This is a genomic window from Nocardioides sp. GY 10127 (assembly GCF_004919085.1).
Classification (GTDB): Bacteria; Actinomycetota; Actinomycetes; order Propionibacteriales; family Nocardioidaceae; genus Nocardioides.
In genome coordinates, this window is record NZ_STGL01000005.1 from 489,412 (window position 1) to 515,042 (window position 25,631).

Here is a 25,631-nt window from a genome sequence, read left to right on the forward strand (position 1 = left end):
CTAGGCTCACGTGCCGTGGGACGAGGACGCGTGCGATGACCGGCGTCCTCGACGGCTTCGGGACGATCGCGATCGTCGTGGCCCTGGGCTGGCTGCTGGCCCACCTCGGCGTCCTCGACCTCGGCGCGCGGCGGACCCTGAGCCTGCTGGCGTTCTACGTGGCGAGCCCCGCGCTGCTCCTCACGGTGCTCCAGGACGCCGACCTCGCCCGGGTGTTCAGCCTCAACCTGGTGGTGAGCGTCGCCGCCGTGGCGGTGACCGCCGCCGGCACCGGGGTGTGGATCGTGGCCGCCCGCCTGCGCGCCCGCCGCGACCCGTCCCACCCGGCCCCCGGGCTGGGGGAGAGCGTGGTCGCCACGCTGTGCTCGAGCTACGTCAACGCGGGCAACCTGGGCATCCCGATCGCCGCCTATGTCCTCGGTGACGCGGCGCTGGTCGCGCCGATCCTGCTCGTGCAGGTGCTGCTCCTCCAGCCCGCCGCCCTGGCGCTGCTCGACATCGCCGTGGCCGGCAAGCAGGTCTCGTTCTGGGGGATCGCCTCGCGGCCGCTGCGCAACCCGCTCACCCTCGCCTCCGCCGCGGGCGTCCTCATCGCGGTGCTGGACGTGCGCCTCCCGGTGGTCGTCGAGGCGCCGATCGCGCTGGTCGGCGGCATGGCGGTGCCCGCGATGCTGCTGGCCTACGGCGTGGCGCTGCGGCTCGGGCCGCTGCCGGGGCGGGGCGTCCCGGTCGGCGAGCTCGCCACGGCCGTCGGGCTCAAGGTGGTCGCGCAGCCGGTGGCCGCCTACGTCGTGGGACGGCTCGTCGGGCTCGACCCCGAGGCGCTCTTCGCCGTCACCGTGCTCTCCGCGCTGCCCACGGCGCAGAACGTGTTCGTCATCGCCAGCCGCTACGACCGGGGCACGCTCCTGGCCCGCGACGCGATCTTCGTGAGCACGATCCTCACCGTCCCCGCGGTGACGCTCGTGGCGCTCGTCCTGGGCTGACGTCGGCGACGACCGCCCCGCCGGGCACCGGCCGGGTGCGGTGGGGCCCGGCGACCTGCGGCTACGGTTCTCCCCATGAGCGTGGTCGGGAGCCTGGACCGGTTCCAGCGCGGCTTCCCGCCGGTGTCGATGCCGCTCGCGACCATCTACAAGTACCTGGACGACCAGGGTCCGTACCTGTCCGCGATCATCACCTACTACGGGTTCATCGCGATCTTCCCGCTGCTCCTGCTGGCGTCCTCGATCCTGGGCTTCGTGCTGCAGGGCAACGCCGGCCTCCAGGAGGCGGTGCTCAACTCGGCGCTGAGCACCTTCCCGATCATCGGCGACCAGCTCGGCACCCCGGAGGGCCTCACCGGGTCCACTGCCGGCGTCGTGGTCGGCACGCTCACCGCCCTCTACGGCTCCCTCGGCCTCGGCCAGGCCATCCAGAACGCCGTCAACATCACCTGGGCCGTCCCGCGAGACTCCCGCCCCAACCCGTTCCTCCTGCGCCTGCGCAGCCTGGCCCTGCTCGCCACCGCGGGCGTCTCCGTGCTGGTCGTCTCCGTGCTCTCGGCCATCGGCTCCGAGACCGAGGTGCTGGGCGAGCGGGCCACCTTCGCCCTGCGCTGGACGATCCGGCTCGTCACGATCGTCGTCATCGGCATCGTGCTCACCCTGCTGTTCCGGCTGGCCTCGGCCCGCTCGGTCTCGCTGCGCAAGGCCGCCCCGGGCTCGTTCGTCGTCGCGATCCTCTGGCAGGGCCTGCAGACCATCGGCACGCTCTACGTCACCCGGGTCATCGCCGAGACGCAGGGGATGAACTCGACCTTCGCGCTCGTCCTCGGCCTCATCGGGATCATCTACGTGGCCGCCTTCATCGGCGTCCTCGGCATGGAGGTCAACGTGGTGCTCGCGCGGCGGCTCTACCCGCGCGCGCTGCTCACGCCGTTCACCGACAACGTCCGCCTCACCGAGGCCGACAAGCGCACGTACGCCTACTACGCGACGATGCAGCGCCACAAGGGCTACGAGCGGATCCAGGTCAGCTGGGGCGTCCCGCCGATGGACCGCCCGAAGCCGCTCGAGCAGGGCACGTCGTCGGAGCGGGGGGAGCAGGCCCCCGCCGACACCCCGCAGGAGCGCCGTCGGCAGGCCCGCGCCGCCCCGCCCACGACGCACGTCACCCTGGACGCCCTGCCGACCGACGGTGCCCAGCCGTCACAGGAGGGGCCGTCGCAGGAGGGGCCCACGCGGGACGAGCCCTCCTCGCCCACCGACCGGCGCGGCTGAGACCACCGCACCGTTCGGGGACCAGCGCCCAGGACCAGGACCCAGGATCAGGGCCCAGGATCAGGGCCGGCCGAGGGGACGCGGCGCGAACATCGGGACGCGGGCGGCGTACTCGGCCCAGCCGTCGCGCTGCGACATCTTCTTCTCCAGCAGCTTCGCGCCGGTCACGTTGCGCAGGAAGAACGTCATCGCCACCGGGCACAGCACGGTGACGAGGCCGAGCAGCCAGCCGGACGCGAGCCCGCCGACCAGCCACAGCCCCCACCACACGAGCGCGTCGCCGAAGTAGTTGGGGTGCCGGGTCAGGCCCCACAGGCCGGCGTCCATGACGGGCGGGCGCTCCTCGCGGGGGCGGGCCTTGTACGCGCGCAGCTGCGCGTCGCCCACGGCCTCGAACGCCAGGCCCACCGCCCACACGAGGACGCCGAGCAGCGCGACCGGCCACCACGCGGCACCGGCCACCACGCCGAGGGCGACGGGCGCGGCCACGAACCACTGGGCCACGCCCTGGACGAGGAACACGCGCCGCACGGCGGTGCCCATCCCGACCTCCGCCAGCGAGCCGCCGAGCATCTCGGCGTAGCGCGGGTCCTCCGCGCCCTGGTGCTCGCCGACCGCGCGCGAGCGGACGTGCCAGGCCAGCCGTCCGCCCCACACCGCCACCAGGACGACGAGCAGCACGGTGCGCCACGTCGCGGCCCCCTCGGCGGTCGCGAGCGCGAGCGCCCCGGTCACCACCGCGACGGCCACGAAGCCGGCGCCCCAGGCCACGTCGACCACCGCCACCACGCCGAGCTGCCGGGCCCGCACCGCCGCGGCGGTCATCGAGACCGCCACGACCACGAGCGAGACGAGCAGCGAGACGAGCAGGGTCGAGGCTCCGGCGTCCGGCACGAGCGTCCTCCTAGAAGTCCCGCACCAGCGGCAGCGTGTGGGCGCCGCCGGGCCGGACCATGGTGATCTGGTCGACGCCCATCCGGCCGTCGCGGAAGGCCATCGCGCCGCCGACGAGGTAGAGGTACCAGACGCGGACGACCTCCTCGCCGACGAGCCGGACGAGCCGGTCGCGGTGGGCGTGGAAGCGCTCCAGCCAGCCGGCGACGGTGAGGACGTAGTGCTCGCGCATGGCGTGCACGTCGCGCACCTCCAGCCCGGCCTTCTCGAGGAAGGCGACGGTCTGGCCGACGGGCCGCATGTGCATGTCGGGGGCGATGAAGCTCTCGATGAACGGGCCACCGCCCGGCCACTTCCCGGCGCGCGACATCTGCTGCACCAGCACGCGGCCGCCGGGGCGCACCGCGTCGTGCAGCACCTGCGCGTAGGTGGGGTAGTTGCCCTGGCCGACGTGCTCGCCCATCTCGATCGAGGCGACCGCGTCGTACTCCGAGCCGCGCGCCGGCACGGCGTCGCGGTAGTCCTGGAGCTTGATCCGCACCCGGTCGCCCAGGCCGCGCTCGGCGATGCGGGCGTCGATGAACTTCTTCTGCTCCGCGGCGATCGTCACGCCGGTGACCTGCGCGCCGTAGTGCTCGGCGGCGTAGAGGGAGAGCGAGCCCCAGCCGCAGCCGACGTCCAGGAAGCGGGCGCCCTCGACGAGGCCGACCTTGCGGCACACGAGGTCTAGCTTGGCCGCCTGGGCCTCGGACAGCGGCTGGTCCGGGCTCGAGTGGTAGCCGCTCGAGTAGGCCATGTGCTCCTCGAGGATCGCCTCGTAGAACTCGTTGGACAGGTCGTAGTGGAACGAGATGGACGCGCGGTCGCGCAGCCGCGAGTGCAGCCGGCCGCCGACCTTCGCCTGGGACGCCGGGTTGGGCAGCGGGGCCCGGAGCACGCCGAGCTCCTTGGCCAGCCGGGCGGCGCCGAGGAGGGCGCGCGGGTCGGGCCGACCCGAGGTCAGGCCCCGCTCGCGGGCCACCGCGAAGGCGTGGGTGAGGGCGGAGTCGAGGTCCCACCGCTCGTCCTCGACGACCTCGAGCTCGCCGGTGACGTAGGCCTGGGCGGCGCCCAGCTCGCCGGGGTGCCACAGCAGCCGGCGCAGCGCGTCGGGGGAGCGCAGCTCGACGGTGGGCACGGAGCCGTCCGCCGGCCCCGCGGCCGAGCCGTCCCAGCAGACCAGGCGCACGGGCACGTCACCGCCGACGAAGGGACGCAGCACCTCGGCGATCCGGGCGGCGATCCCGCCGTCCTGGCTGGTCGTGGCGGGCGCCGGGACCTCGGTGGCGGTCACGCGACGTCCTCGCCCTCGAGCTGCCCGTCCTGCTGCCCGTCCTGCTGCCCGTCCTGCGCACGGTCGCTGAGCGCGTGCTCGTGAGGCCGCTGGAGGACGAGGTGGTAGTCGTCGATGTAGCCGGAGGCGAACCCGGCGCGGGAGTACTCCAGGTAGAAGTGCCACATCCGGCAGAAGACGTCGTCGAAGCCGAGCGCGAGCACCTCGTCGCGGTGGTCGAGGAACGCCTCGTCCCACAGCCGCAGCGTCTCGGCGTAGTGCTGGCCGAACTGGAAGCGCTCGGTCAGCCGCAGGGTGGTGTGCCGGCGGGTGACCTCGTCGACGGCCTCGACGCTGGGGAGCAGGCCGCCCGGGAAGATGTACTTGTGGATCCAGGTGTAGGTGTTCCTGGTGGCGAGCATCCGCTCGTGCCGCATGGTGATCGCCTGGATGGCGACCATGCCGCCGGGCGCGAGCACCCGGTCGATCGTGGAGAAGTAGACGGGCCAGTAGTCGGCGCCGACGGCCTCGATCATCTCCACCGAGACGACCGCGTCGTAGGTGCCGGTGACGTCGCGGTAGTCGCAGAGGTCGATGGTGACCCGGTCGGCGAAGCCGGCCTCGGCCACCCGCTCGCGGGCCAGGACCAGCTGCTCGCGCGACAGCGTCACCGAGTGCACGGTCGCCCCACGCCGGGCCGCCCGCAGGGCGAGCTCGCCCCAGCCGGTGCCGATCTCGAGGAGCCGGGTGCCGGGGCCGACGCCCGCGGCGTCCAGGAGCCGCTCGATCTTGTGGCCCTGCGCCTCGGCGAAGGTGGCGGGGTCGACGGTGCCCGGGCTGGCCGCGACCAGGCGCTGCGGCAGCGGGTGGTGCGAGCGGCGCGAGAGGTCGTCGTCGTGGCCCACGACGCCGGTCGGCCACAGGGCGGCCGAGTAGCTGAGCGTGGGGTCGAGGAAGAGCCGGAAGAGGTCGTTGGAGAGGTCGTAGTGGTGCGCGATGTTGCTCTGCGCGTTCTCCTTCGACGACCGCTGCCACGAGGGCGGACGCTTCACCACGAGGCGGCGCAGCTTCTGCAGCCGCGGCGGCACGAGGTCGGTCATGTGGGCGGCGAGCACGGTGAGGAAGCCGCCCAGGTCCTCGGCGTCCCAGGCGCCGGTGAGGTAGGCCTCGCCGAAGCCGATGAGCTGGTGGCGGCCGATGCGGCCGAAGAACTCCTCGGCGTCGTGCACGGTCATGGCCGGGCCGCCGAGGCCGTGGGTGCGGCCGTCGAGGTGGACGGTCACCTCGAGCCGCGAGACGGCGGCGAGGAAGAGCTTCCGGGCGACGCCGGCGGCCACCCGGGTGCGCAGGTCGTCGTCGAGGGGCCGCAGGCCGGGCCAGCGGGAGGTGTCGGGGGGTGTGGTCGGACGGGCGGGGGCGAGGCTCTCGGTCATGCCTGCACTCCTTCCTGGTGGTGGGTCGGCCGGGGGCGCACCGGGAGACGGCGCAGCCACAGCCAGGTGCCGTGGACGCGGATCAGCGCGGCGTCGCGCAGAGCCGCGCCGGTGGCGCGGTAGGGGGAGGTGGGACGGGGGTCGACGGTGCCGGTGACGGAGGCGGAGAAGACCGCCTCGCCGCTGGGGTTGTCGGTGGGGTTGTCGGTGGTGGCGCCGCTGGAGGTGCCCGGGTAGGTCTCCCCGGAGTGCAGGGTGACCGCCACGTGCAGCCGCTCGCCCGGCAGCGGCACGGCGAGCTCGTAGCGGCCCTGCGTGCCGTGGAACGGGGAGACGTACATGGCCTTGTCGGTGTGGGCGCGGCCCTGCTCGTCGGGGTCGACGAGGTAGGCGTGGACGTCGCCGTAGGTGTTGTGCACCTCCACGACGACGGCCTCGACGCGGTCCTCCCGGTCCAGGCACCAGAAGACGCTGATGGGGTTGAAGCAGTAGCCCAGCGTCCGCGGCTGCGTGGCGAGCAGGACGCGGCCGGCGGGGTCCGGGGTGACGTCCTGCGTGGCGAGGAACCCGACGAGGTTCTCCCGCAGCGAGCGGGCCGGGTCCCCTAGGTGGTCGCGGGCCTCGAAGGTGCCCTTGAGGAACGCCAGCGGGCGGTGGTCGGGCAGGTCGTCGACGTCCACGAGCCACAGCGACGAGGCGTGCGTGAACGTGCGCTTCCAGGGCCGGCGCCGCGTGTGGGTGACCGACGTGCGGTAGACCGCCGGGGTCGCCGGCACCGGTTCGGCCTCGGCCGGGGCGCTCGGGACCGGCTCGGGCCAGGTGAGGCCGAGGCGGGTCGCGGCGGCCAGGCCGGAGCGCGCGCCGTCCTCGTGGAAGCCCCACCCGTGGTAGGCGCCGGCGAAGGCCAGCCGGTCGGAGTCGAGCTCCGGGAGACGGCGCTGGGCCGCCACCGACTCCGGGGTGTAGAGCGGGTGCTCGTACTCCATCCGGTCGATCACGCTCGCCGGGTCGACGAGGTGCTCGCCGCCGAGCGTCACGAGGTAGCGGGTGTCGGTGTCGAGGCGCTGGAGGCGGGTGAGGTCGTAGGTGACGACCACGCCCTCGCCGCCGTCGGTGCGGGCCTGGTCGGCGCTGGGGCGCAGGAAGTTCCAGGACGCCCGGGCGCCCTCGGCCGTCGGCAGCAGCGAGGCGTCGGTGTGCAGCAGCGCGGTGTTCGGCGAGTACGGCATGGCCGCCAGCACCTCGCGCTGCGCGGGCGTCGGCTCGGTGAGCAGCGCCAGCGCCTGGTGGGGGTGGACGGCCACGACGACCGCGTCGAAGGTCTCGGTGCGGCCGTTGCCGTCGGTGACCTGCACGCCGTCCGTGACCTCGCGCAGGCCCGTCACCTTGGTGCCGGTGCGGACCTCGCCGCGCGGCCCGGTGAGCTCGGCGCCGATCCGCTCGACGTAGCTGCGCGAGCCGCCCGTGACGGTGCGCCAGGTGGGGCTGCCGAACACCGACAGCATCCCGTGGTGGCGCAGGAACGCGAAGAGGTAGCGGGCCGGGTAGTCCAGCGCGACCGAGGGGTCGCACGACCAGACGGCCGCGACGAGCGGCTCCATGAACTGGCGCACGAAGAACGGGGAGAAACCGGCCTCGTCGAGGAAGGCGCGGAGGGTCTGGTCGGCCCCGGCCTGGTCACCGGCCTGGTCACCGGGCTGGTCGCCGGCCTCCAGCAGCGCGTGGGCGCGGCGGTGGAAGCGGGGGATCTCGGTCAGCATCCGCCAGAACCGCGGGTTGCGGGCGTTCGCGGACGTCGGGAACAGGCCGCTGCGGCCGAGCGCGCCGGCCCACTCCACGGCGGCCTCGTCGTCCCGGATCGACATGGACATCTCGGACGGCTGCGTGCCGACGCCGAGCTCGCGGAACATCCGCAGGAGCGTCGGGTAGGTGCGGCGGTTGTGGACGATGAACCCGGTGTCGATCCCGAGCTCGCGGTCGCCCTCGCGCACCGTGTGGGTGTCGGCGTGGCCGCCGAGCCGGTCGTCGGCCTCGAACAGCGTGACGTGCGCGGTGCGGGAGGCCACGTAGGCGGCGGTGAGGCCGGCGACGCCGGAGCCGACGACGGCCACGCGACGAGGAGCGGCCACGCGGGGAGCGGCCATCAGGCGGCCTCGAAGGGGATCACGACGGCACCGTCCAGGGTGGGTTCGGGGGAGCCGCCCTGCGGCTCGACGCTGATGCCGACGCCGGACGCGGTGGCCGCGTCGCCGGAGAGCAGGACCTCGTTGTCCGAGCCGTCGGGCATGAACCCGGCGGCGACCATGCCGGAGTCCTGGTTGAGCCAGAGCTCGTAGACGGAGCCGTCGGGGGCGGCGGGCATCCCCTGGGTGACCACGACGGCCTCCCCGAGGGCGACCGAGCGGACCACGGAGACGGACGCGCCGCCGTCCAGCTGCTGGGTGTAGGTCTCGGCGTCGTCGGCGCCGAGGACCGCGGCGACCCGGGACTCGCCGGCGGTGACGGTCGTGGAGTCCTGCGACCACGGCTGGGTCACGGCGACGCCGCCCAGCGCGCCCAGGACCGCGACGGCCGCGGCGGCGGCCACGAACGTGGGCCAGCGACGGCCGGAGCGGGTGCGGGCGGTGCGGCCGTGGAGCGGGGTCGGGAGGACGGCGTCCTGCTCGACGGGGGAGGCGGAGCCCGGGCCGACGGGCATGCCCGCGTCCGCGGGACGCTCCACCGGCGGCAGGGGCCGGACGGTGGCGGCCTCGGCGAGCACGCGGTCGCGCAGGCCGGCGGGCGGGGTCAGCGGCTCGAGCTCGGCCAGCAGGGCGCCGGCCTCGCGCAGCGAGTCGACCTCGGTGCGGCAGGTGCCGCACTCGGCCAGGTGCTGCTCGAAGCGGGCCCGCTCGAGCTCGTCGAGGGCGTCGATCGCGTAGGCCCCGGAGAGGGCGTGGACATCGCTCATCGGGTCACCCCCAGTGCGTCACGGAGTCGGATCAGACCGTCGCGGATGCGGGTCTTGGCAGTGCCGAGGGGCAGGTCGAGCAGACCGGCGACCTCGGTGTGGGTGTAGCCGCCCAGGTAGGCGAGCTCCACGGCCTGGCGCTGCACCGGCGTGAGCGCCTCGAGGGCGCCCCGCACGCGGTGCGCCTCGAGCGAGGCGTGGGCGGCCTCGGCGGTGGTGTCGTGCTCCACCTGCTGGTTGCGCTGGTGGTAGGTGACGTCGCGGCGGCTGGCGGCCTCGGCCGAGCGGACCCGGTCGACGGCCTTGCGGTGGACGATCGTCATGACCCAGGAGAGGGCGCTGCCGCGCTCCGGGTCGAAGCGGGCGGCCGTCCGCCAGACCTCGAGGAAGGCCTCCTGCGTGACCTCCTCGGCCTGGGCCCGGTCGCGCACGACGCGGACCGCGAGGCCGTAGGCGCGGGCGGAGCACGCGTCGTAGAGGGCGGCGAAGGAGTCGGAGTCGCCGCGGGCGCAGGAGCGCAGGCAGGCGGCGAGCCGGGCGCCGGCGTCCACCGCTCCGGCATCGCTGCCGACCGGGTCGCCTGCTCCGGGCGGTGCCCCGGTCTCACCGGGCATCGTGTCGCTCACGAGCCTCATCGTTGCCTACTTCTCTCGCTGGGGCCCTCACCTCTGGGTGAGGGGTCCGGACCGGTCCGGGGCCGTGTGCGTACGGCCCCGGACCGGCGGTGGGGGGAGCTGGTGCCCCGATCAGGGCATGAGCACCTGGTCGATCACGTAGACGGTCGCGTTGGCGGTGGGGATGTTGCCGCAGAGCACGTTCGCGCCGTCGACGGTCATGCCGTCGGTGTCGCCCTTGACCGTCACGGTGTCGCCGTTGAGGGTCTTCTGCTTGCCGACGACCTGGTCGGGGTCGAGCTGGCCGCCGACCACGTGGTGGGTGAGGATCGCGGTGAGCGTGTCCTTGTCCTTGAGGACGGCGTTGAGCGTCTTCTTCGGGATGGCGGCGAACGCGTCGTCGGTGGGAGCGAAGACCGTGAGCGCCTCGGCACCGTTGAGGGTGTCGACGAGCCCGGCGGCCTGGACGGCCGAGACCAGGGTGGTGAGCAGCGGGTTGTTGCTGGCGGCGGTCGCCACCGGGTCGCTCACCATGCCGTCGAAGGAGCCGGCGCCGGAGGTCGGGACGGCGGAGCAGGCCGGCCCGAACACCTGGTCGGCGGCGCTCGAGGTGGTGGACATGTCGTCCGTCGACTCGCTCTGGGTGGGGGTGGAGGACATCGAGGTCTCGGCGGCGGCGTCGCTGGAGGTGTCGCTGGTGCCGTCGGAGCCGCAGGCCGCGAGGCCGGAGACGGCGAGGGCAGCGGCGGCGAGAGCGCCGGAGAGGCGGAGCGTCGTCTTCTTCATGGGAGTGCCTTCCTGCATGGGGGGTGTGCCTGGCCCCGGGTGGGGCCGGCGGTGCCTCCGGGCCGGCGGTGGTGGTCACCGTGGGCCCTGAGTGGCTGGACACGGGTAGTTCGGTGCGGTGGCCGCAGCGGTTGGGTCCGCTGACAAGAAAATCTGAAGATTTCTTCTTCCTGCAGGTCAGGAGGCAGGTCAGGGCGCCTGCCCAGAACGACCGAAGACCCGGCGGAGGGCCCCATGGCCCCTCCGCCGGGTCTCGGCTGCCGGCCTCTCGCCGGCCCAGGTGAGCGGACCGTCACGCCGCCCAGCCGTCGGTCCGCGTCGGCTCAGCCGACGCTCACCTGGAGCGTGTGGACGCCGGAGGCGCCGTCGGGGAACGGTTCGGCCCGGACGTTCTGCTGGACCGTCCCGCTGCCCGTGACCACGCGGGCGGCGACCGTGTGGGAGCCGGCCTCGGCGTCCCACGGCAGGTACCACTGGCGCCAGTAGTCGTTGCCCACGTCCGGCCCGGTCCGCGCGTCGGTCCACGGGCCGCCGTCGATGCTGACCTGGACGCGGCCGACCCCGCCCGAGCCCTGGGCCCAGGCGACGCCGCCGATGTTCACGCGGCCCGCGTCGAGCTGCTCGAGCGCCCGCGGCGTGTCGATCCGGGCGGAGATCTTGATGGGGGCGTCGGTCGCCCACCCGCGCTCGGTCCAGTAGGCCTGCTGCGCGTCGTAGGTCGTGAGCGTCATCCGGGTGATCCACTTGCACGCCGAGACGAACCCGTAGAGCCCCGGCACCACCATGCGGGCCGGGAAGCCGTGCTCGCGCGGCAGCGCCGCGCCGTCCATGCCGACCGCGATCATGGCGTCGCGGCCGTCGGTGGCCACCGCGAGCGGCGTGGAGATCGTCATGCCGTCGACGTCGGTGGAGAGGATCTGGTCGGCCGTGCTCCCGACCCCGGCCATCGCCAGCAGGTCGGTGAGCCGGACGCCGAGCCAGCGCGCGCCGCCGGCGTAGGGGCCGCCGACCGAGTTGGAGACGCAGGTGAGCGTGATGTCGCGCTCGACGAGGTCCATCGCCAGCAGGTCGTCGAACGTCAGCGTCACCTCGCGCTCGACGTCCCCGTCGATGGTGAGCGTCCAGGACTCGACGTCGACCACCGGCACGTCGAGGCGGGTGTCGACGCGGTAGAAGTCGGCCAGCGGGGTGCGCAGCGGGGTGATGCCCGCGACCCGGTCGTCCAGGCCGCGCGGGAAGGCGCCCGTGGGGTGGAACAGGGCCGGGTCGGACGCCTCGGGCAGGACGACGTCCGCCGGTCCGCCCCGCAGCCGCTGGACCGCCCGCGCCGCACCGCCGGCCGCGGCCGCCAGCAGGGCGAGCGCCGCGCTGGCGAGCAGCACGCCTCGGCGGCTGGGGCCCGGCACGGCGGCCAGCTCGTCGTCCGTCTCCGCCTGGTCCGCCTGGTCACCCTCGTCCACGGGCGTGCCCGCGGCCTCGGGGCGGCGGCGCAGCGTGCCGGTGGTGGCGAGGCGGTGCAGCACGGCCAGCGCGCCGACGCCGGCCAGGCCGGTGGCGAGCCCGGGGACCGCGTCGAGGAAGCCGGCCTGGGGGCGGGTCACCGCGAGCACCGTGGCGACGAGCACCAGCAGCGCCTCCACGCCCGCCCCGAGCACGAACCGGCGGCGGGCCAGGAGGCCCGCCACGGCCGCGAGCAGGAGGACGACGAGGAGCACGCTGCCCAGGAGGATCGTCTTGTCGAGGGTCCCGAAGTTCTCGATCGCCCAGTTCTTCACCGGGGTCGGGGTGAGGTCGATGACCGTGGAGCCGGTCGCCAGGACGGGCGAGGCGTCCGGCCGCACCAGCGCGGCCACCAGCTGCCCGGTCCCGAGCCCGACCAGGGTCGACACCACCCCCAGCCACGCCCAAGTGGGTCGGCCGGGCGCGCGGGTCTGCTCGTCGTTCGTCATGGCAGGTGTTCGGAGCCGCGGCCCCGATCGCTTGGTGCGGTTCCGTCGAGGCCGGCACGGGTCGGGCCCGGGACGTCGTGATCGGGGTGGATGCGGTGCGTCCGATGCACCGCACCCACCCCGATCAGGCCCCCTCGGCGAGGTCGCCCGAGCCGCACCGGCCTCGACCGGCGGCACCCGACGGGGCAGGATGCGCCGCATGAGCGAGGAGCCGCTGGTCCGCAGCCGGGTGGACGGGCCGGTCGCCACCGTCGAGCTGGACTCGCCGGGCAACCGCAACGCCCTGTCGCGCCGGCTGCTGGCCGAGCTCGACGAGGCCCTGCTGGCGGCCGCGGCCGACCCCGCCGTCCGGGTCGTCGTGCTCGGCGCGACGGGCCGCGTGTTCTGCGCCGGGGCCGACCTGTCCGAGGCGACCGGCGGCTCGATGGAGGCCACGACCGCGGCGATCGTCGCGATCCAGCGCCGCCTGCTCACGCTCCCCGTGCCGGTGCTCGCGCGGGTCCAGGGGCCGGTGCGCGCGGGCGGGCTCGGCCTGGTCGCGGCGTCCGACGTGGTGGTGGCCTCGCGCCGGGCGACGTTCGCCCTGACGGAGGTGCGGCTGGGGCTGGCGCCGCTGGCCGTGAGCCTCACCGTGCTCCCGCGCCTCACCGACCGCGCCGCCGCGTGGGCCGCGCTGGGCGGGGAGGTCTTCGACGCGGCCTCCGCGACGTCCTGGGGACTGGTGACGACCGTGGTGGACGGCGACGACCTCGACGAGGAGGTGGCGTGGCGCGCCGACGTGCTGGCGCAGGGCGACCCGCAGGGCCAGCGGGAGACGAAGGCCCTGCTCACCGCCCCGCTCGTGGCGCGCCTGGACGCCGAGGGCGCGGACGCGGCCCGTCGCTCGGCGGCCCTCTTCGGCTCCGAGGCGGCGCAGGCGGCGATGCAGGCGTTCCTGGCCGGGAGGAGCGGTGGGGGAAGAAATTCCTGACGACCGGGCAACCTCGTCGGGCCCCCACCCGGTCCACCAGGACATGACCACCCGATCTCGGGACCGGGAAGCCACGTCCCCCGCCCACCCCGGCCCGCCCCCGGCCGACCGCCACGCGGCCGACCAGCAGGCCCCGGCGCGTCCCTCCGGCCGCCCGGCCACCGTGCCGTTCGAGGAGTTCGTCGCGGCCCGCTCCGGCGTCCTGCTGCGGACCGCCTACCTGCTCACCCACGACCACGCACTGGCCGAGGACCTCCTCCAGACCGCGCTGGCCAAGGCCTGGCCCGCCTGGGGACGCATCGAGGAGCCGGAGGCCTACGTCCGCCGCGTCCTCGTCACGACGTTCTCGTCCTGGTGGCGGCGTCGGTGGAACGGCGAGACGCCCACCGAGGTGCTCCCCGAGACCCACGCGCCGGACGCCCACGCCGCCGCCGGCGCCCGGGAGGACCTGTGGTCGGCGATGGCCCGGCTGCCCCGCCGCCAGCGCGCGGTGGTCGTCCTGCGCTACCTCGAGGACCTCACCGAGGCCCAGACCGCCGACGCGCTCGGCTGCTCGGTCGGCACGGTGAAGTCCCAGACGTCCAAGGCGTTCGCGAAGCTGCGGATCGACCCCTCCCTCAGCGGCCACGGCCCCCACGGCGCCCACGACCCCCACGACTCCGACGCCGCCACCCCACCCCCCACCCCGCCCGCCACCCCGCCGACCACCCGCACCCCCGAGCCCGGGGAGGAGCAGCGATGAGCCCCACGATCGACGACCTGCGCCGCACGCTCGACGCCCACAGCCGCGACCTCGACGCCCACGGCGACGACGTCACCGCCCGGCTCTCCGGGGTCCGGCACCGCGTCGCGGCCGCACGCCGCCGCCGCGCCGCCGCCGGGGTCACGGCCGCCGCGGTCGTCCTGGCCGGCGTCGTGGGGCTCACCACGCTCCGCTCGCCCGCGCCGGACGACTCGACGCTGCCCGTGGCCGGGCAGGACGTCGCGACCAGCACCACGATGCCCGGCGGCGAGTACGCCTACGCGACCAGCGTCTCCGTGGACGACATGACCAGCTCGGGAGGTGGCCTGCTCGACCGCACCGCCGAGGTCGTCCGGGCGGAGACGGACCTGCCGCGGGCGTCCGCGGACCGCGCCGTCGCCCTGGTGGCCACCGGCCTGGACGGCGGGACGGTCACGGTCACGACCGGTGACCGTCCGGGCCTGCTGCGGCTCGTGGCGGACGGTGTCTCCCCGGTCGCCTCGATCGGGGACGTCCGCACGACCCTCCGGCTGGTGCTGCGCGACGTCCCCGCGGACGCCCAGGTCTCGGTCGTCGTCTACGACCGCACCGACGCCCGCGTCCCGGGCACCTACTCCGCCGACGGCACCGCCTGGTTCCGCGACGAGGCCGAGGGCCGGACGCTCGAGGCGGCCACGTTCTCGCCGGCGTCGGGCGAGGCCGTCGCCACGATCACCTACACGGGCTCCCTGTCCGGCTCGACCATCGCGGAGTACTGCCGCAGCGACGTGCCCCACGCCTGGGTCCGGGTCGAGGTCGACGGCGGGTACGCCATCGGCGGCGACTGCACCGACGAGGCCGGCGACGCCTTCGCGGGCGGGGTCTCGTACCCCGACAGGCGCGCGGACGTCGAGCACACCGTGACGATCCGGGTCACGGAGGGCCGCCGCGGCGACGTGCTCGGCGCCGACGAGGCGGTCGTGGGCGTCGCCGCCTACCGGGACGCCCCGGGCGCCGTCCGCGTCGGCGACGACGTGGCGACGGGCAGCATCGAGGTCGACGGCCGGGAGTGGACGCTGGAGCGGGTGCTCCCGGTGCGCGGCGGCGCCGCGGCCCGCACCGCCGTCGTCGACCTCGCGGACGCCACCTCGGCCCGCTTCGTCTCGGTCCTGCTGCCCGACGGCCGCTCCCGCTTCCGTGCGGTCGGCTCGGTCTCGGGCCGGGTCGCGTCCGGCCACGCGCGCACGGGGGACTGGGGCTACCAGTCGACCGGCGCGAGCACGTCCATGCTGCTCCCCGGGGAGACCTGGCGGGTCTCGCTCACCCACGAGGTCACCGCCCCTGGCGCTGGTGGGGGCACGGGCGGGGCGATCCTCGTCTACGCGCCGGTGGACTGAGCCGCACCCCGGCGACGGTCCGTACCGGGACCGTCGCTGCGGTGCCCAGGGGCCCGGGCGAGTAACGTTGCTGTCTTGCCGCGCCCCGGTGTGGGAGGGCGCGGTGAGGCATCGACGTGACGAGGAGCAGCGTTGAGCGAGCCCACCAGCGGCGCGGGCCGGGGAGCGTCCCGGCCGGAGGCCGCGGAGGCCGTCCCTGCGGAGGACGTGGCAGCGGCCGAGACCGCCGCCGAGCAGGCGTACGTGGACACCGTCTTCGCCCAGCTCGCGGTCTCCGCGAAGGCGGCGCAGGACCTCGCGAAGGAGGGCCACAGCCGCGGCGCGCTCGGCCACGAGGGCGGCCTCGTGGAGCGCGACGCCATGGTCTTCCAGGCCGCCAAGCGGATCGCCCAGCTCGACGCCGCCCACGAGGGCCTCGTGTTCGGGCGGCTCGACCTCGACCCCTCGGTCGACGAGCGCCCGCGCTACATCGGCCGCATCGGCCTGCGCGACGGCGAGCGCGACAGCCTGCTCATCGACTGGCGGGCGCCCGCGGCGTCCGTCTTCTACCAGGCGACCGCCGCCTCCCCGCAGAGCGTGCTGCGCCGCCGCGTGCTCCGCTCGAAGGGCCGCACGGTCGAGGGCGTCGAGGACGAGCTGCTGGACGGCGAGGCCATGGAGGCTGCGGGCCTCGACCTGCCGATCGTCGGCGAGGGCGCGCTCATCGCGCAGCTCTCCCGGGCGCGCGACCGGTCGATGCACTCGATCGTCGCCACCATCCAGGCCGAGCAGGACCGCGCGATCCGCGCCCCCTCGAAGGGCGTCGTGGCGATCTCGGGCGGCCCGGGCGTCGGCAAGACGGTCGTGGCGCTGCACCGCGCCGCCTACCTGCTCTACACCGACCGCCGCCGCTACGAGTCGGGTGGCGTGCTCGTCGTCGGCCCGTCCGGCGTCTTCATGCGCTACATCGAGCGCGTCCTGCCCTCGCTGGGCGAGACCGCCGTCGCCCTGCGCTCCCTCGGCGAGGTCGTGGACGGCGTGCGCGCGACCCGGCAGGACGACCCGGCCGTCGCCGCGGTCAAGGGCTCGGCCCGCATGGCCGACGTGCTGCGCCGCCTCTCGCGCCAGCAGGCGCCCGACAGCCCCGCGACGTTCCGGTACTTCTACCGCGACGACGTGCTGACCCTCGACCGCGGGACGCTCGGCCGCATCCGTCGCACCCTGATGAACCAGGGCCGTCGCAACCGGCAGATGCCCCGCGTCCCGGGCGCCCTGCTGGACGCCCTGTGGCGCCAGGTGCGCGGCGAGCGCGGCCGCGAGCGGGGCCGCGAGGCCTTCAACGACGAGCTCAAGGGCGACCCGCGCTTCCTGGAGTTCGTCGCCGCGTGGTGGCCGCCGCTGGACGCCCGCGAGGTGCTCGGCTGGCTCCGCGAGCCCGAGATGCTCGGTCGGGTCGCCGGCGGCGACCTGTCGGCCGAGGAGCAGCAGCTGCTGCTGAAGTCGTGGGCGCAGGACGCCGGCCAGGGCTCGGGCCTGGACCTCTCCATCCAGGACGTCCCGCTGCTCGACGAGCTGCGCTACGCCATCGGCGACGTGCCGCAGAAGACCGACGACGAGGCGAGCCTCGACGACACCGGGCTGCTCGAGGGCGGCGTGGACGTGGCGGAGCTCTTCACCGCCGCCGACCGCGAGTTCGCCCCCGCCGGCCGCGCGTGGGCCCCGCCGGCGCACAAGATCGAGGACGACCCGTTCGCCCACGTCCTCATCGACGAGGCGCAGGACCTCACGCCCATGCAGTGGCGGATGGTCGGACGCCGCGGGCGCACCGCGACCTGGACGATCGTCGGCGACCCGGCGCAGTCCTCGTGGCCGGTGCCCGCCGAGGCCGCCGCCGCCCGCGCCGAGGCGCTGGAGAAGAAGGTCACCCACGAGTTCCACCTCGGCACGAACTACCGGAACTCCTCGGAGATCTACGAGTTCGCCGCGGCCTACGCCGAGCGGGTGGGCCTGGACGCCGACCTGCCGACCGCCGTGCGGTCCACGGGCGAGCACCCGGTCGTCGTCGAGGACGCCCCCGACCTGGAGGCGGCCGTCCGCGCGGCGGTCGACGAGGTGGCGGGCCGCGTCGGCGGCACGGTGGGCATCGTCGTCCCGGTCGCGCGGCGCAGCGAGGTCAACGCCTGGCTGGCCGGCTGGCCCGAGCGCGCCGGGGACGCCCCGAACGCGCGGGCCGCGGTCGACTCGTCGGTCTCGCCGTCGGGGGAGGACCGGGTCGTCGTGCTCACCGGCCTCGACACCAAGGGCCTGGAGTTCGACGCGATCGTCGTCGTCCGGCCCCAGGAGATCGAGGACGAGTCGCCGACCGGGCGGGCCACGCTGTACGTCGTCCTGACCCGCGCCACGCAGCTGCTGACGACCGTCAGCTGAGCGGCGGCGCGGGTCGGTGAGGGCCCCGACTACCCTGCACCCATGACGAACCACGCCGCCACTGCCCGGGAAGCCATCGAGGCCATCCAGGGGCACGAGGCGTGGGCCATCATCCGGCGCTCCACGCGGGCGGGCGACAACCCGACCGTCGGCGTGCTGGGCGGGCGCCGCTGGGTGGCGGAGTCGCTGCTCGACGTCCCGCTCGAGACCGGCGTGCCGGAGCCCGGCCGCCTGGCCGACCGGCTGCTGGCCGTGCCGTTCCGCCAGGTCGCCGAGCGCGGCTTCGAGGCGCACGACGACGGCACCCCGCTCGTGGTCGTGGACGTCGAGGACGAGTTCGAGTTCTCCGTCGACGACGTGGTGGCGGCCATCGACGAGGTGCCCGTGGAGCTCGCCGACGCCGGCGGGTTCGACACCGACGACGAGGCCTACGCCGAGGTCGTGAAGCGGATCATCACCGACGAGATCGGTCAGGGCGAGGGCGCGAACCTCGTCGTCGGTCGGCCGTTCCACGCCACCCTGAAGGACTGGGACGCGGCCCGCGCGCTCACCGTCTTCAAGCGGCTCCTCGAGCGCGAGCGCGGCGCCTACTGGACCTTCGTCTTCTTCACCGGCGACCGCTACCTCGTCGGCGCGACCCCCGAGCGGCACGTGTCGGTGCGCGACGGGAACGTCCGGATGAACCCCATCTCCGGCACCTTCCGGCTGCCCCGCCCGGCCGCCGACGGCACCCCGGTCAGCCCCGCGGCGCTCAAGCGCGACCTCCTCGAGTTCCTCCAGGACGAGAAGGAGATCTACGAGCTCTTCATGGTGGTCGACGAGGAGCTCAAGATGATGTGCGACATCTGCTCCGAGGGCGGCCAGGTGCTCGGCCCGTTCCTCAAGCCGATGAGCCACCTCGTCCACACCGAGTACCTGCTCGCCGGCACCACGCACCGCGACGTCCGCGAGGTGCTGCGCGACACGATGTTCGCCGCCACGGTCACCGGCTCGCCGGTGGAGAACGCCTGCCGCCTCATCAAGGCCTACGAGCAGGACGGACGCGGGTACTACGGCGCCGCGCTGGCCGTGCTGGGCCGGGACGAGGAGGGCGGGCCCGTCCTCGACAGCCCCATCGTCATCCGCACCGCCGACGTCGACCTCGAGGGGAACCTCACCGTCACCGCCGGCGCCACGCTCGTGCGCGACTCCGACCCGCACTACGAGGTCGCCGAGACCCACGCCAAGGCCGGCGGCATCCTCTCCGCCTTCGGGCTCGTCCCCCCGGCGCCGCCGACCACGGTGGACGTGCCCGGGCTGGTCAACGACGAGGACGTCCTGCTCACGCTCAACCAGCGCAACCGCCGGCTCTCGCAGTTCTGGCTGACCGACCAGGGCGGCGAGGAGCCCGACCCGGCGCTGGCCGGCAAGAGCGTCGTCATCCTGGACGGCGAGGACGACTTCGTCCGGATGCTCCGCCACGTCCTCGCGACCCTCGGCCTCACCAGCTCGGTGGTCCGGCACGAGGACTACGTGCCCGGCTGCCTGGACGGGCACGACCTGGTGCTGATCGGGCCCGGCCCGGGCGACCCGCGCGACGGCGACGACCCGAAGATGGCCGCCCTGCGCGACGCCGTCTCCTCGGTGCTCGCCGCGGAGCAGCCGTTCCTCGCGGTGTGCCTGGGCCACCAGGCGCTGTGCCACACCCTCGGCCTGCCGCTGGGCTACAAGGACATCGTCTTCCAGGGCACCCAGTCGCCCGTGCCGTTCGGCGGCCGCACCGAGCGGGTCGGCTTCTACAACACGTTCGTGGCGCGCGTCGGCGACGGCACCGAGCTGCCGGCGGGCACCGTCGTGGACGCCGACCCCGTCAAGGGCGACGTCCACGCCATCCACGGGCCGCACTTCACCGGCATCCAGTTCCACGCCGAGTCGATCCTGACCCAGCACGGCGTGGACCTGCTGCACACGATCCTGCGGCGCCTGCTCGCCTGAGCGCGCCGACGGCCCGCCGTTCGGCCCGCCCGTTCGGCCCGCCCGTTCGGCCCGCCCGTTCGGGCGGCCCGGATGCTGCACGATCCGGCACGCAGCGGACACGCGTGTCCGACCTGAGGGAAAATCCTGACATCAACAGGTCACTCACAGGCTGGGGAAAGGGTGTTGCCAGCGCCCTTGAACCTCTACAGTCGTTCTTGCCCGGCCAGGACTGCCCCCCAGCCTTGCCGGGCACTTTCATTTTTTCCGGCCGGCTCGGCGGTCGAGGTGCGGCCCCGGTGGTCGAGGTGCGAGGCCCGGTGGTCGAGGTGCGAGGCCGGCTACGGCCGAGCCTCGAGACCGGCTACGGCCGAGCCTCGAGACCGGCCGCGGCCGAGCCTCGAGACCGGCTGCGGCTGAGCCTCCAGACCCGCCGGTCGAGACCGCTTGCTGTGAGTGCGGGCGTTCGGGTGCCTTGGCACCCAGCGGCGTGGCAGTCTGCCGCTGCTCTCGGACCAGTGCGGTCCGCAGCTTCTCGGTCCCCCGCTCGAAGGCAGGTCGCTCGTGCACGCCCCCGCTCCGTCCCGCTCGGCCCTCCCCCGCCTGGCCCTCGTGCCCCGTCTGGCCCTGGCGCTGAGCCTGCTGATCGCCGGCCTCGGTGTCCTCGCTGCGCCCGCGACGGCCGACGAGCCCTCGGCGAGGGCCACGAGCGCGGCCACGACCCAGTACGGGTACCTGAAGGTCACCAGCATCGAGTCCTACCTCCAGGTGGCCATCGCCTCGAAGGAGCAGGTTCTCTACGTCGACACCGCGCACGCGGACGACGACGGGTTCTGGTACGCCATCTCCTTCGGGCTCTCCGACCGGGACAACGGTCTGATGTGGGAGTACCAGCCGTACGGCATGTACTGCTCGGGCTCAGGCCAGGAGGTCGTCTACAACGGGTGGCTGAACCGGTTCACCTGCCAGGTCAAGGCGGGTGCGTCCAGCATCTTCGACGCCAAGACCGCCGCGTGCCAGGAGTCCACCGGCTACCCGTGGAAGAACGGCTCGATCTTCAGTAGCGACGATGGCTGCTACGACTGGTACCTCGACCTCTCCTACACCCTGCCGAAGGTCGAGGACTCCTACGGCTACGAGTGCGCGCCGTGGGAGGACCAGACGCTGGACAGGAACGGCACCGCGGCCTGCCTGTCGCAGACCTACGCCTGGCAGGACGCCCAGACGTCGGTCTCCTTCTGGGCCCCCGCCCCCGACGCCTGCACCGGCATGCCCGCCGACACCAGCTCCGCCGGTGACTTCTACGACCCCGAGGACTACGCCCCCGTCACCGGCGGCGACGGGTCCTGCGACGGCTCGGACCCCACCCCGAACTGCACCGACGGCAACACCTCCTACTCGTGCACCGGCGTCATGGAGTCGACGCTGCCCCTGTCCTCGGTGACCGTCACCCGCAAGGCCACGTCGACGAGGAGCGCCACCCGCAGCGCGACCGAGTCCGCCACCGCGACCCGCGCCTCGGTCCGCGTCACCGTCCACGGGCGTTCCCACGGCCGCCGCGTCAGCGCCTCGGCGGTGGTCAGGATCCGCAAGACCCGCTCGGCCGGCGCGTCCGCGACCGCGTCCGCGACCAAGGTGGCCCGCTGGACCGCCACCACCACCTGCCGGAGGCTGACGAGCGAGGAGGCCGACACCTGCGCCCGGGCCTCCGCCGTGGCCGAGGCCTCCGCCACCGCCCAGCAGAAGGCCGACACCGCGGCGAAGAAGGCCGCCCAGCGCGCTGCCGCTGACCAGGCCTCCGCCCAGGCGGTGCGCGAGGCGCGCGCCCGGGCCGCGGCCGCCCCCGTCTCCTCCGCCGAGCGGCGCGCCGCGCGGCAGCGGGCCCGCACGGTCGCGGAGCGACGCCTGGCCGCGAAGATCGCCCGGCTCGGCTGAGGCGCCCCCGCACGCGGCCGGCGGGTACCGTCACCCGGTGCCCGCCCGGTCCGTCGTGGTCGTCGACCACCACGACTCCTACACCCAGAGCCTCGTCCACCTCGTGGCCGCGGTGACCGGGGTGCTGCCGACCGTCGTCCAGCACGACGAGACGGACCCCGACGCGGTGCTCGCCCACTCCCACGTGGTGCTCTCCCCGGGGCCGGGGCACCCGGACGACCCGCACGACTTCGCGGTCGGTCGCGAGGTGCTGCGCGCCGGGACGCGGCCGGTGCTCGGCGTCTGCCTGGGGCTCCAGGGCCTGGTGACGACGTTCGGCGGACGGGTGGAGCGGGTGCGACCCGCACACGGCGAGGTGGCGATGATCGAGCACGACGGCCGCGGCGTCTTCGCCCGCGTGCCCGGGCCGTTCGCCGCCGTCCGCTACCACTCCCTGGCGGCCACCGTGGTGCCCGACTGCCTCGAGGTCACCGCCACCTGCGCGGACACCCTCACCCCCGAGTCGCCCACCGCCGGCGCGGCCCGCACGGTCATGGGGGTCCGCCACCGCACGCTGCCCCTCGAGGCTGTCCAGTTCCACCCCGAGTCGGTGCTCTCCGAGCACGGCGCCGACCTCGTCGCCGGCTTCCTCGAGGCCCATCCGTGACGGCGCGGGACACCGAAGCCCGGGACGTCGAAGTCAGCGGCGCCGGGGCCGGGGAGGCCGAGGCGCGGGTCGCCGAGGTCGCGCGGACGACGGGCCGCTACGTCTGGCTGGACGACGCGGGCGCCCGTCCCTGGTCCGGCTCGGCCTCGGTGCTGGCGTGGTGCGACCCGGACGACGTCTCGCTCACCTACGACGCGGCCCGCCGGGAGGTGCGCCGGCACCGCGGGCGGCCCGCAGGCTCCGGTTCTTCGGGCGCGGCCGCCGGTCAGGCGGTCGGTGAGCTGGTCGGCGAGGTGGTCGGCGACGACGTCTTCACCGTGCTCCGGGCCGAGCTCGAGGCCGACCCGACCGCCCGCTGGTTCGGCTACCTCGGCTACGCCTCGCGCCCCGACCTCCCGTCGCTGACGGCCGCCCCGTCCGCCGGCCGGGTGCCGGACGCCGTGCTGCTGCGCCCCTCGCACGTGGAGCGACTCCCGCCCAGCAGGCGACCCAGCACCCACCCGCACCAGCCCGCGAGCCCCGACCCGCGCCCCGGTGGCGCGCCGGACCGTGCCGACGAGAGGGCCGACGAGAGGGCCGACGAGAGGGCCGTCGCCGCACCGCCCCCGGCGTCCTACCTGACCGCGTTCGCCCGTGTGCAGGAGGCGCTGCGGGCGGGGCACTCCTACGAGGTGAACCTGACCCGCCGCGAGCGGCTGCGTGCCGAGGCCGACCCGCTGGCGGTCCACCTCGCGCTGCGCCGCGCCAACCCCGCGCCGTACGGGGGCCTGCTCGCCCACGACGTCGAGGGGGCGCGCGCGTGGCTGCTCTCCTCCAGCCCCGAGCGCTACGCCCGGGTCGAGGACGGGGTCCTGGAGGCCCGCCCGATCAAGGGGACGACCCCGCGCGGCGCCACCCCCGAGGAGGACGCGGCGGCGGCGGAGCGCCTGGCCACGGACCCCCGCTACCGGGCCGAGAACCTGATGATCACCGACCTGCTGCGCCACGACGTCGCGGCGGTGAGCGAGCCGGGGACGGTGGAGGTGCCGCTGCTCATGGGGGTGGAGTCCTACCCCAGCGTCCACCAGCTCGTGAGCACCGTCCGGGGGCGGCTGCGCGCCGGGACCGACCCGCTGGCCGCCGTCCACGCCCTCTTCCCTGCGGGCTCCATGACCGGCGCGCCCAAGCTCCGCACGATGGAGGTGATCGCGGCGGTGGAGGACTCCCCGCGCGGGGTCTACGCGGGCGCGTTCGGGTGGATCGACGCGGCGGGGGCCGACCTCGGGGTGGTGATCCGCTCGCTGGTCACCGCCGGTGACGGGACGTGGGAGCTCGGCACCGGCGGCGGGGTGACGGTGTACTCCGACGCCGCCTCGGAGCACGCCGAGACGGTGTGGAAGGCGGAGCGTCTTCGCGCCGTCCTCGCGGCGGTGGCATCCTCGTCACGTACGCCCGGGTGAGGCACCTGGTGAGCACCGCCACCAGGATCGAGGGCGGTGACGTGCGACGTCACCCCCGCGCAACAGGAGGTGGTTAGGGTCGAGACCATGGAGAAGCCCCACGTCATCGTGCTCTTCGGGGCGACCGGCGACCTGGCACGGCGCAAGCTGCTGCCGGGCCTCATGCACCTCTTCCAGGCGGGTCTGCTCAAGGACGCCCGGATCGTCGGGACGTCTCTCGAGCCCTACTCGCACGACGAGTTCGTGAAGCTCGCCCGCGAGGCGTGCGAGGAGTTCGGCAAGGAGAAGTTCCGCGAGGACACCTGGAAGGTGTTCGCCGAGGTGCTGAGCTACGTGCCGCAGGGCGCGGGCCCCGAGCCGCTGGCCAACGAGGTCGGTCGCGTGATGGAGCTCCTCCCGGGCGAGGACAAGGACAAGCGCCTCCTGCACTACCTGTCGGTCCCGCCGAAGGCGGCCCTGGACGTGCTCCGCCAGCTCGACGAGGCCAACCTGGTCGACCGGGCGCGGATCATCATGGAGAAGCCGTTCGGCGTCGACCTGCCCTCGGCCAAGGCGCTGAACCGCCGCGTGCACCAGGTCTTCTCGGAGGACCAGGTCTTCCGCATCGACCACTTCCTCGGCAAGGAGGCGGCCCAGAACATCCTGGCGTTCCGCTTCGCCAACGGTCTGTTCGAGCCGATCTGGAACCGCAACTTCATCGACCACGTCCAGATCGACGTGCCCGAGACCCTCGGCCTCGAGGGGCGCACGAAGTTCTACGAGACCACCGGCGCGTTCAAGGACATGGTCGTCACCCACCTGATGCAGGTGCTGGCGTTCACGGCCATGGAGCCCCCGACGTCCCTGACCCCCGGCCCGATCAGCGAGGAGAAGCTCAAGGTCTTCCGCTCGATGCGGCCGCTGGAGCCCGCCAACGTCGTGCGCGGCCAGTACAACGGCTACCGCGGCAAGGAGGAGGTGGCGGACGACTCCGACACCGAGACCTTCGTGGCGCTCAAGGTCGAGATCGACAACTGGCGCTGGGCCGGCGTCCCCTTCTACCTGCGGACGGGCAAGAAGCTCGCCGAGGGCGCGCGGATCATCTCCATCGCGTTCAAGGAGCCCCCGCTCACGATGTTCCCGGCGGGCTCGAACGTGGGCACGCAGGGGCCGGACCACCTCACCTTCGACCTGGCCGACCAGTCGAAGATGTCGCTGTCGTTCTACGGCAAGCGGCCGGGCCCGGGCATGAAGCTGGACAAGATGTCCATGCAGTTCTCCACCCACGAGACCGCCGCCTCCGGCCTGGTGCTCGAGGCCTACGAGCGGCTCATCCACGACGCCATGCGCGGCGACCACACGCTGTTCACCACCGCGGACGGCATCGAGGAGCTGTGGGCCAAGTCCACCCCGCTCCTCGAGAACCTGCCGCCCGTGCGGTCCTACTCGCCCGGCTCGTGGGGCCCCAACGCCATCCACCAGCTCATCGCGCCGCACGCCTGGCGGCTGCCGTTCGAGCGCGCGTGGCGCGAGGCGTCCCCGAACGAGTGGTGAGGGGTCAGGACGTCGCGGGGTAGCCCGCGTCCTCCATGTCGGTGAGCCCACCGCCGTTGAGGACGTCGGTGAACCCGGCGGCCTCCATGGCCTCCTGGGCGGCCGCGGCCCGGCTGCCGGAGCGGCAGTAGACGACGTAGGCAGCCTCCGGGTCGAGCGCCGCGATCGCGTCGGAGAAGGTCGAGGCGCTCACGTCGATGTTCACCGCGCCCTCGACGTGGCCGGCGGCGTACTCCTCGGGCGTGCGGACGTCGACCACCGTCGCCCCGCCCTCGATCGCGTCGGCGACGGCCGCACCGTCGGACCCGCCGCACGCCGTGAGCCCGCCGACGAGCAGGGCGGCGAGGAGCAGGGGCAGGAGCGTGCGGAGGAGGCGCATGGCCACGAGGCTAGCAGGTAACCCCCTGGGGGGATGCCAGCCTTCCTCTGTGC

General features: G+C 74.4%; 20 protein-coding genes. 11 read left to right on the plus strand and 9 right to left on the minus strand.

All coding sequences use genetic code 11. The features are described from left to right. The first annotated feature begins 35 nt into the window (after positions 1-35). Both E8D37_RS09430 and E8D37_RS09435 read left to right on the plus strand, forming a co-directional pair. Positions 36-986, plus strand: coding sequence for an AEC family transporter (locus E8D37_RS09430; RefSeq protein ID WP_136569482.1), 951 nt, complete (start codon positions 36-38; stop codon positions 984-986). A 75-nt stretch (positions 987-1,061) separates the two neighbouring features. Continuing rightward, positions 1,062-2,261, plus strand: a complete 1,200-nt coding sequence (locus E8D37_RS09435; RefSeq protein WP_206055661.1) for a YihY/virulence factor BrkB family protein — start codon at positions 1,062-1,064, stop codon at positions 2,259-2,261. Between the two features lie 60 nt (positions 2,262-2,321). On the opposite strand, the gene E8D37_RS09440 is transcribed toward E8D37_RS09435, so the two are convergent. From E8D37_RS09440 to E8D37_RS09475, 8 genes are all read right to left on the minus strand, one after another. Beyond that, positions 2,322-3,155 (minus strand): DUF1295 domain-containing protein, encoded by an 834-nt coding sequence (locus tag E8D37_RS09440; protein WP_240770311.1) that lies wholly within the window; start codon positions 3,153-3,155, stop codon positions 2,322-2,324. 10 nt (positions 3,156-3,165) lie between these two features. After that, complete coding sequence (locus E8D37_RS09445; protein WP_136569483.1) at positions 3,166-4,488, minus strand: cyclopropane-fatty-acyl-phospholipid synthase family protein; 1,323 nt, start codon at positions 4,486-4,488, stop codon at positions 3,166-3,168. Next, positions 4,485-5,900, minus strand: coding sequence for a class I SAM-dependent methyltransferase (locus tag E8D37_RS09450; RefSeq protein ID WP_136569484.1), 1,416 nt, complete (start codon positions 5,898-5,900; stop codon positions 4,485-4,487). The genes E8D37_RS09445 and E8D37_RS09450 overlap by 4 nt, the downstream gene beginning before the upstream one ends. Then, positions 5,897-8,044, minus strand: a complete 2,148-nt coding sequence (locus E8D37_RS09455) for an FAD-dependent oxidoreductase (protein ID WP_136569485.1) — start codon at positions 8,042-8,044, stop codon at positions 5,897-5,899. Before E8D37_RS09455 ends, E8D37_RS09450 begins: the two co-directional genes overlap by 4 nt. Then, positions 8,044-8,850, minus strand: a complete 807-nt coding sequence (locus E8D37_RS09460; RefSeq protein WP_136569486.1) for an anti-sigma factor — start codon at positions 8,848-8,850, stop codon at positions 8,044-8,046. The genes E8D37_RS09455 and E8D37_RS09460 overlap by 1 nt, the downstream gene beginning before the upstream one ends. Further along, the gene (gene sigK / locus E8D37_RS09465) at positions 8,847-9,476 is read right to left on the minus strand and encodes an ECF RNA polymerase sigma factor SigK (protein ID WP_240770312.1); all 630 of its coding nucleotides are present in this window, start codon (positions 9,474-9,476) and stop codon (positions 8,847-8,849) included. The genes E8D37_RS09460 and sigK overlap by 4 nt, the downstream gene beginning before the upstream one ends. 120 nt (positions 9,477-9,596) lie before the next feature. Continuing rightward, positions 9,597-10,250, minus strand: a complete 654-nt coding sequence (locus tag E8D37_RS09470) for a fasciclin domain-containing protein (protein ID WP_136569487.1) — start codon at positions 10,248-10,250, stop codon at positions 9,597-9,599. A 323-nt stretch (positions 10,251-10,573) separates the two neighbouring features. Beyond that, positions 10,574-12,199 carry a molybdopterin-dependent oxidoreductase gene (locus E8D37_RS09475; protein WP_136569488.1) on the minus strand — a complete coding sequence of 542 codons (1,626 nt, stop codon included), beginning with the start codon at positions 12,197-12,199 and terminating at the stop codon, positions 10,574-10,576. A 199-nt stretch (positions 12,200-12,398) separates the two neighbouring features. Between E8D37_RS09475 and E8D37_RS09480 the strand changes: the two genes are divergently transcribed. The 9 genes from E8D37_RS09480 to zwf all read left to right on the plus strand — a co-directional run bounded on the left by E8D37_RS09480 (position 12,399) and on the right by zwf (position 25,199). Beyond that, complete coding sequence (locus E8D37_RS09480) at positions 12,399-13,169, plus strand: enoyl-CoA hydratase-related protein (protein ID WP_136569489.1); 771 nt, start codon at positions 12,399-12,401, stop codon at positions 13,167-13,169. A 43-nt stretch (positions 13,170-13,212) separates the two neighbouring features. Continuing rightward, on the plus strand, positions 13,213-13,911 hold the full coding sequence (locus tag E8D37_RS09485; protein ID WP_136569490.1) for a SigE family RNA polymerase sigma factor: 699 nt from the start codon (positions 13,213-13,215) through the stop codon (positions 13,909-13,911). Further along, a complete protein-coding gene (locus tag E8D37_RS09490; RefSeq protein ID WP_136569491.1) occupies positions 13,908-15,287 on the plus strand; it encodes a hypothetical protein in 1,380 nt (459 codons plus the stop codon). Before E8D37_RS09485 ends, E8D37_RS09490 begins: the two co-directional genes overlap by 4 nt. Before the next feature lie 207 nt (positions 15,288-15,494). Further along, positions 15,495-17,693, plus strand: a complete 2,199-nt coding sequence (locus E8D37_RS09495; RefSeq protein ID WP_136569642.1) for a UvrD-helicase domain-containing protein — start codon at positions 15,495-15,497, stop codon at positions 17,691-17,693. Between the two features lie 42 nt (positions 17,694-17,735). Further along, complete coding sequence (locus tag E8D37_RS09500) at positions 17,736-19,667, plus strand: anthranilate synthase family protein (RefSeq protein WP_136569492.1); 1,932 nt, start codon at positions 17,736-17,738, stop codon at positions 19,665-19,667. A 543-nt stretch (positions 19,668-20,210) separates the two neighbouring features. After that, complete coding sequence (locus tag E8D37_RS09505) at positions 20,211-21,581, plus strand: hypothetical protein (RefSeq protein WP_136569493.1); 1,371 nt, start codon at positions 20,211-20,213, stop codon at positions 21,579-21,581. A 37-nt stretch (positions 21,582-21,618) separates the two neighbouring features. Next, positions 21,619-22,227 (plus strand): aminodeoxychorismate/anthranilate synthase component II, encoded by a 609-nt coding sequence (locus E8D37_RS09510; protein ID WP_136569494.1) that lies wholly within the window; start codon positions 21,619-21,621, stop codon positions 22,225-22,227. Further along, positions 22,224-23,666 carry an anthranilate synthase component I family protein gene (locus E8D37_RS09515; RefSeq protein ID WP_136569495.1) on the plus strand — a complete coding sequence of 481 codons (1,443 nt, stop codon included), beginning with the start codon at positions 22,224-22,226 and terminating at the stop codon, positions 23,664-23,666. Before E8D37_RS09510 ends, E8D37_RS09515 begins: the two co-directional genes overlap by 4 nt. Positions 23,667-23,753: 87 nt before the next feature. After that, positions 23,754-25,199 carry a glucose-6-phosphate dehydrogenase gene (gene zwf / locus E8D37_RS09520; RefSeq protein ID WP_136569496.1) on the plus strand — a complete coding sequence of 482 codons (1,446 nt, stop codon included), beginning with the start codon at positions 23,754-23,756 and terminating at the stop codon, positions 25,197-25,199. Between the two features lie 4 nt (positions 25,200-25,203). Here the strand turns inward: zwf and E8D37_RS09525 are convergent, their stop codons facing one another. Next, positions 25,204-25,578, minus strand: coding sequence for a rhodanese-like domain-containing protein (locus E8D37_RS09525; RefSeq protein WP_136569497.1), 375 nt, complete (start codon positions 25,576-25,578; stop codon positions 25,204-25,206). Positions 25,579-25,631 lie beyond the last annotated feature (53 nt).

Bases quoted from the DNA above. Each gene is read 5' to 3' on its own strand.
- E8D37_RS09430 (WP_136569482.1), top strand. From the start codon at position 36: ATGACCGGCGTCCTCGACGGCTTCGGGACGATCGCGATCGTCGTGGCC.
- E8D37_RS09435 (WP_206055661.1), top strand. From the start codon at position 1,062: ATGAGCGTGGTCGGGAGCCTGGACCGGTTCCAGCGCGGCTTCCCGCCG.
- E8D37_RS09450 (WP_136569484.1), bottom strand. From the start codon at position 5,900: ATGACCGAGAGCCTCGCCCCCGCCCGTCCGACCACACCCCCCGACACC.
- E8D37_RS09455 (WP_136569485.1), bottom strand. From the start codon at position 8,044: ATGGCCGCTCCCCGCGTGGCCGCTCCTCGTCGCGTGGCCGTCGTCGGC.
- E8D37_RS09460 (WP_136569486.1), bottom strand. From the start codon at position 8,850: ATGAGCGATGTCCACGCCCTCTCCGGGGCCTACGCGATCGACGCCCTC.
- E8D37_RS09470 (WP_136569487.1), bottom strand. From the start codon at position 10,250: ATGAAGAAGACGACGCTCCGCCTCTCCGGCGCTCTCGCCGCCGCTGCC.
- E8D37_RS09475 (WP_136569488.1), bottom strand. From the start codon at position 12,199: ATGACGAACGACGAGCAGACCCGCGCGCCCGGCCGACCCACTTGGGCG.
- E8D37_RS09480 (WP_136569489.1), top strand. From the start codon at position 12,399: ATGAGCGAGGAGCCGCTGGTCCGCAGCCGGGTGGACGGGCCGGTCGCC.
- E8D37_RS09485 (WP_136569490.1), top strand. From the start codon at position 13,213: ATGACCACCCGATCTCGGGACCGGGAAGCCACGTCCCCCGCCCACCCC.
- E8D37_RS09490 (WP_136569491.1), top strand. From the start codon at position 13,908: ATGAGCCCCACGATCGACGACCTGCGCCGCACGCTCGACGCCCACAGC.
- E8D37_RS09500 (WP_136569492.1), top strand. From the start codon at position 17,736: ATGACGAACCACGCCGCCACTGCCCGGGAAGCCATCGAGGCCATCCAG.
- zwf (WP_136569496.1), top strand. From the start codon at position 23,754: ATGGAGAAGCCCCACGTCATCGTGCTCTTCGGGGCGACCGGCGACCTG.
- E8D37_RS09525 (WP_136569497.1), bottom strand. From the start codon at position 25,578: ATGCGCCTCCTCCGCACGCTCCTGCCCCTGCTCCTCGCCGCCCTGCTC.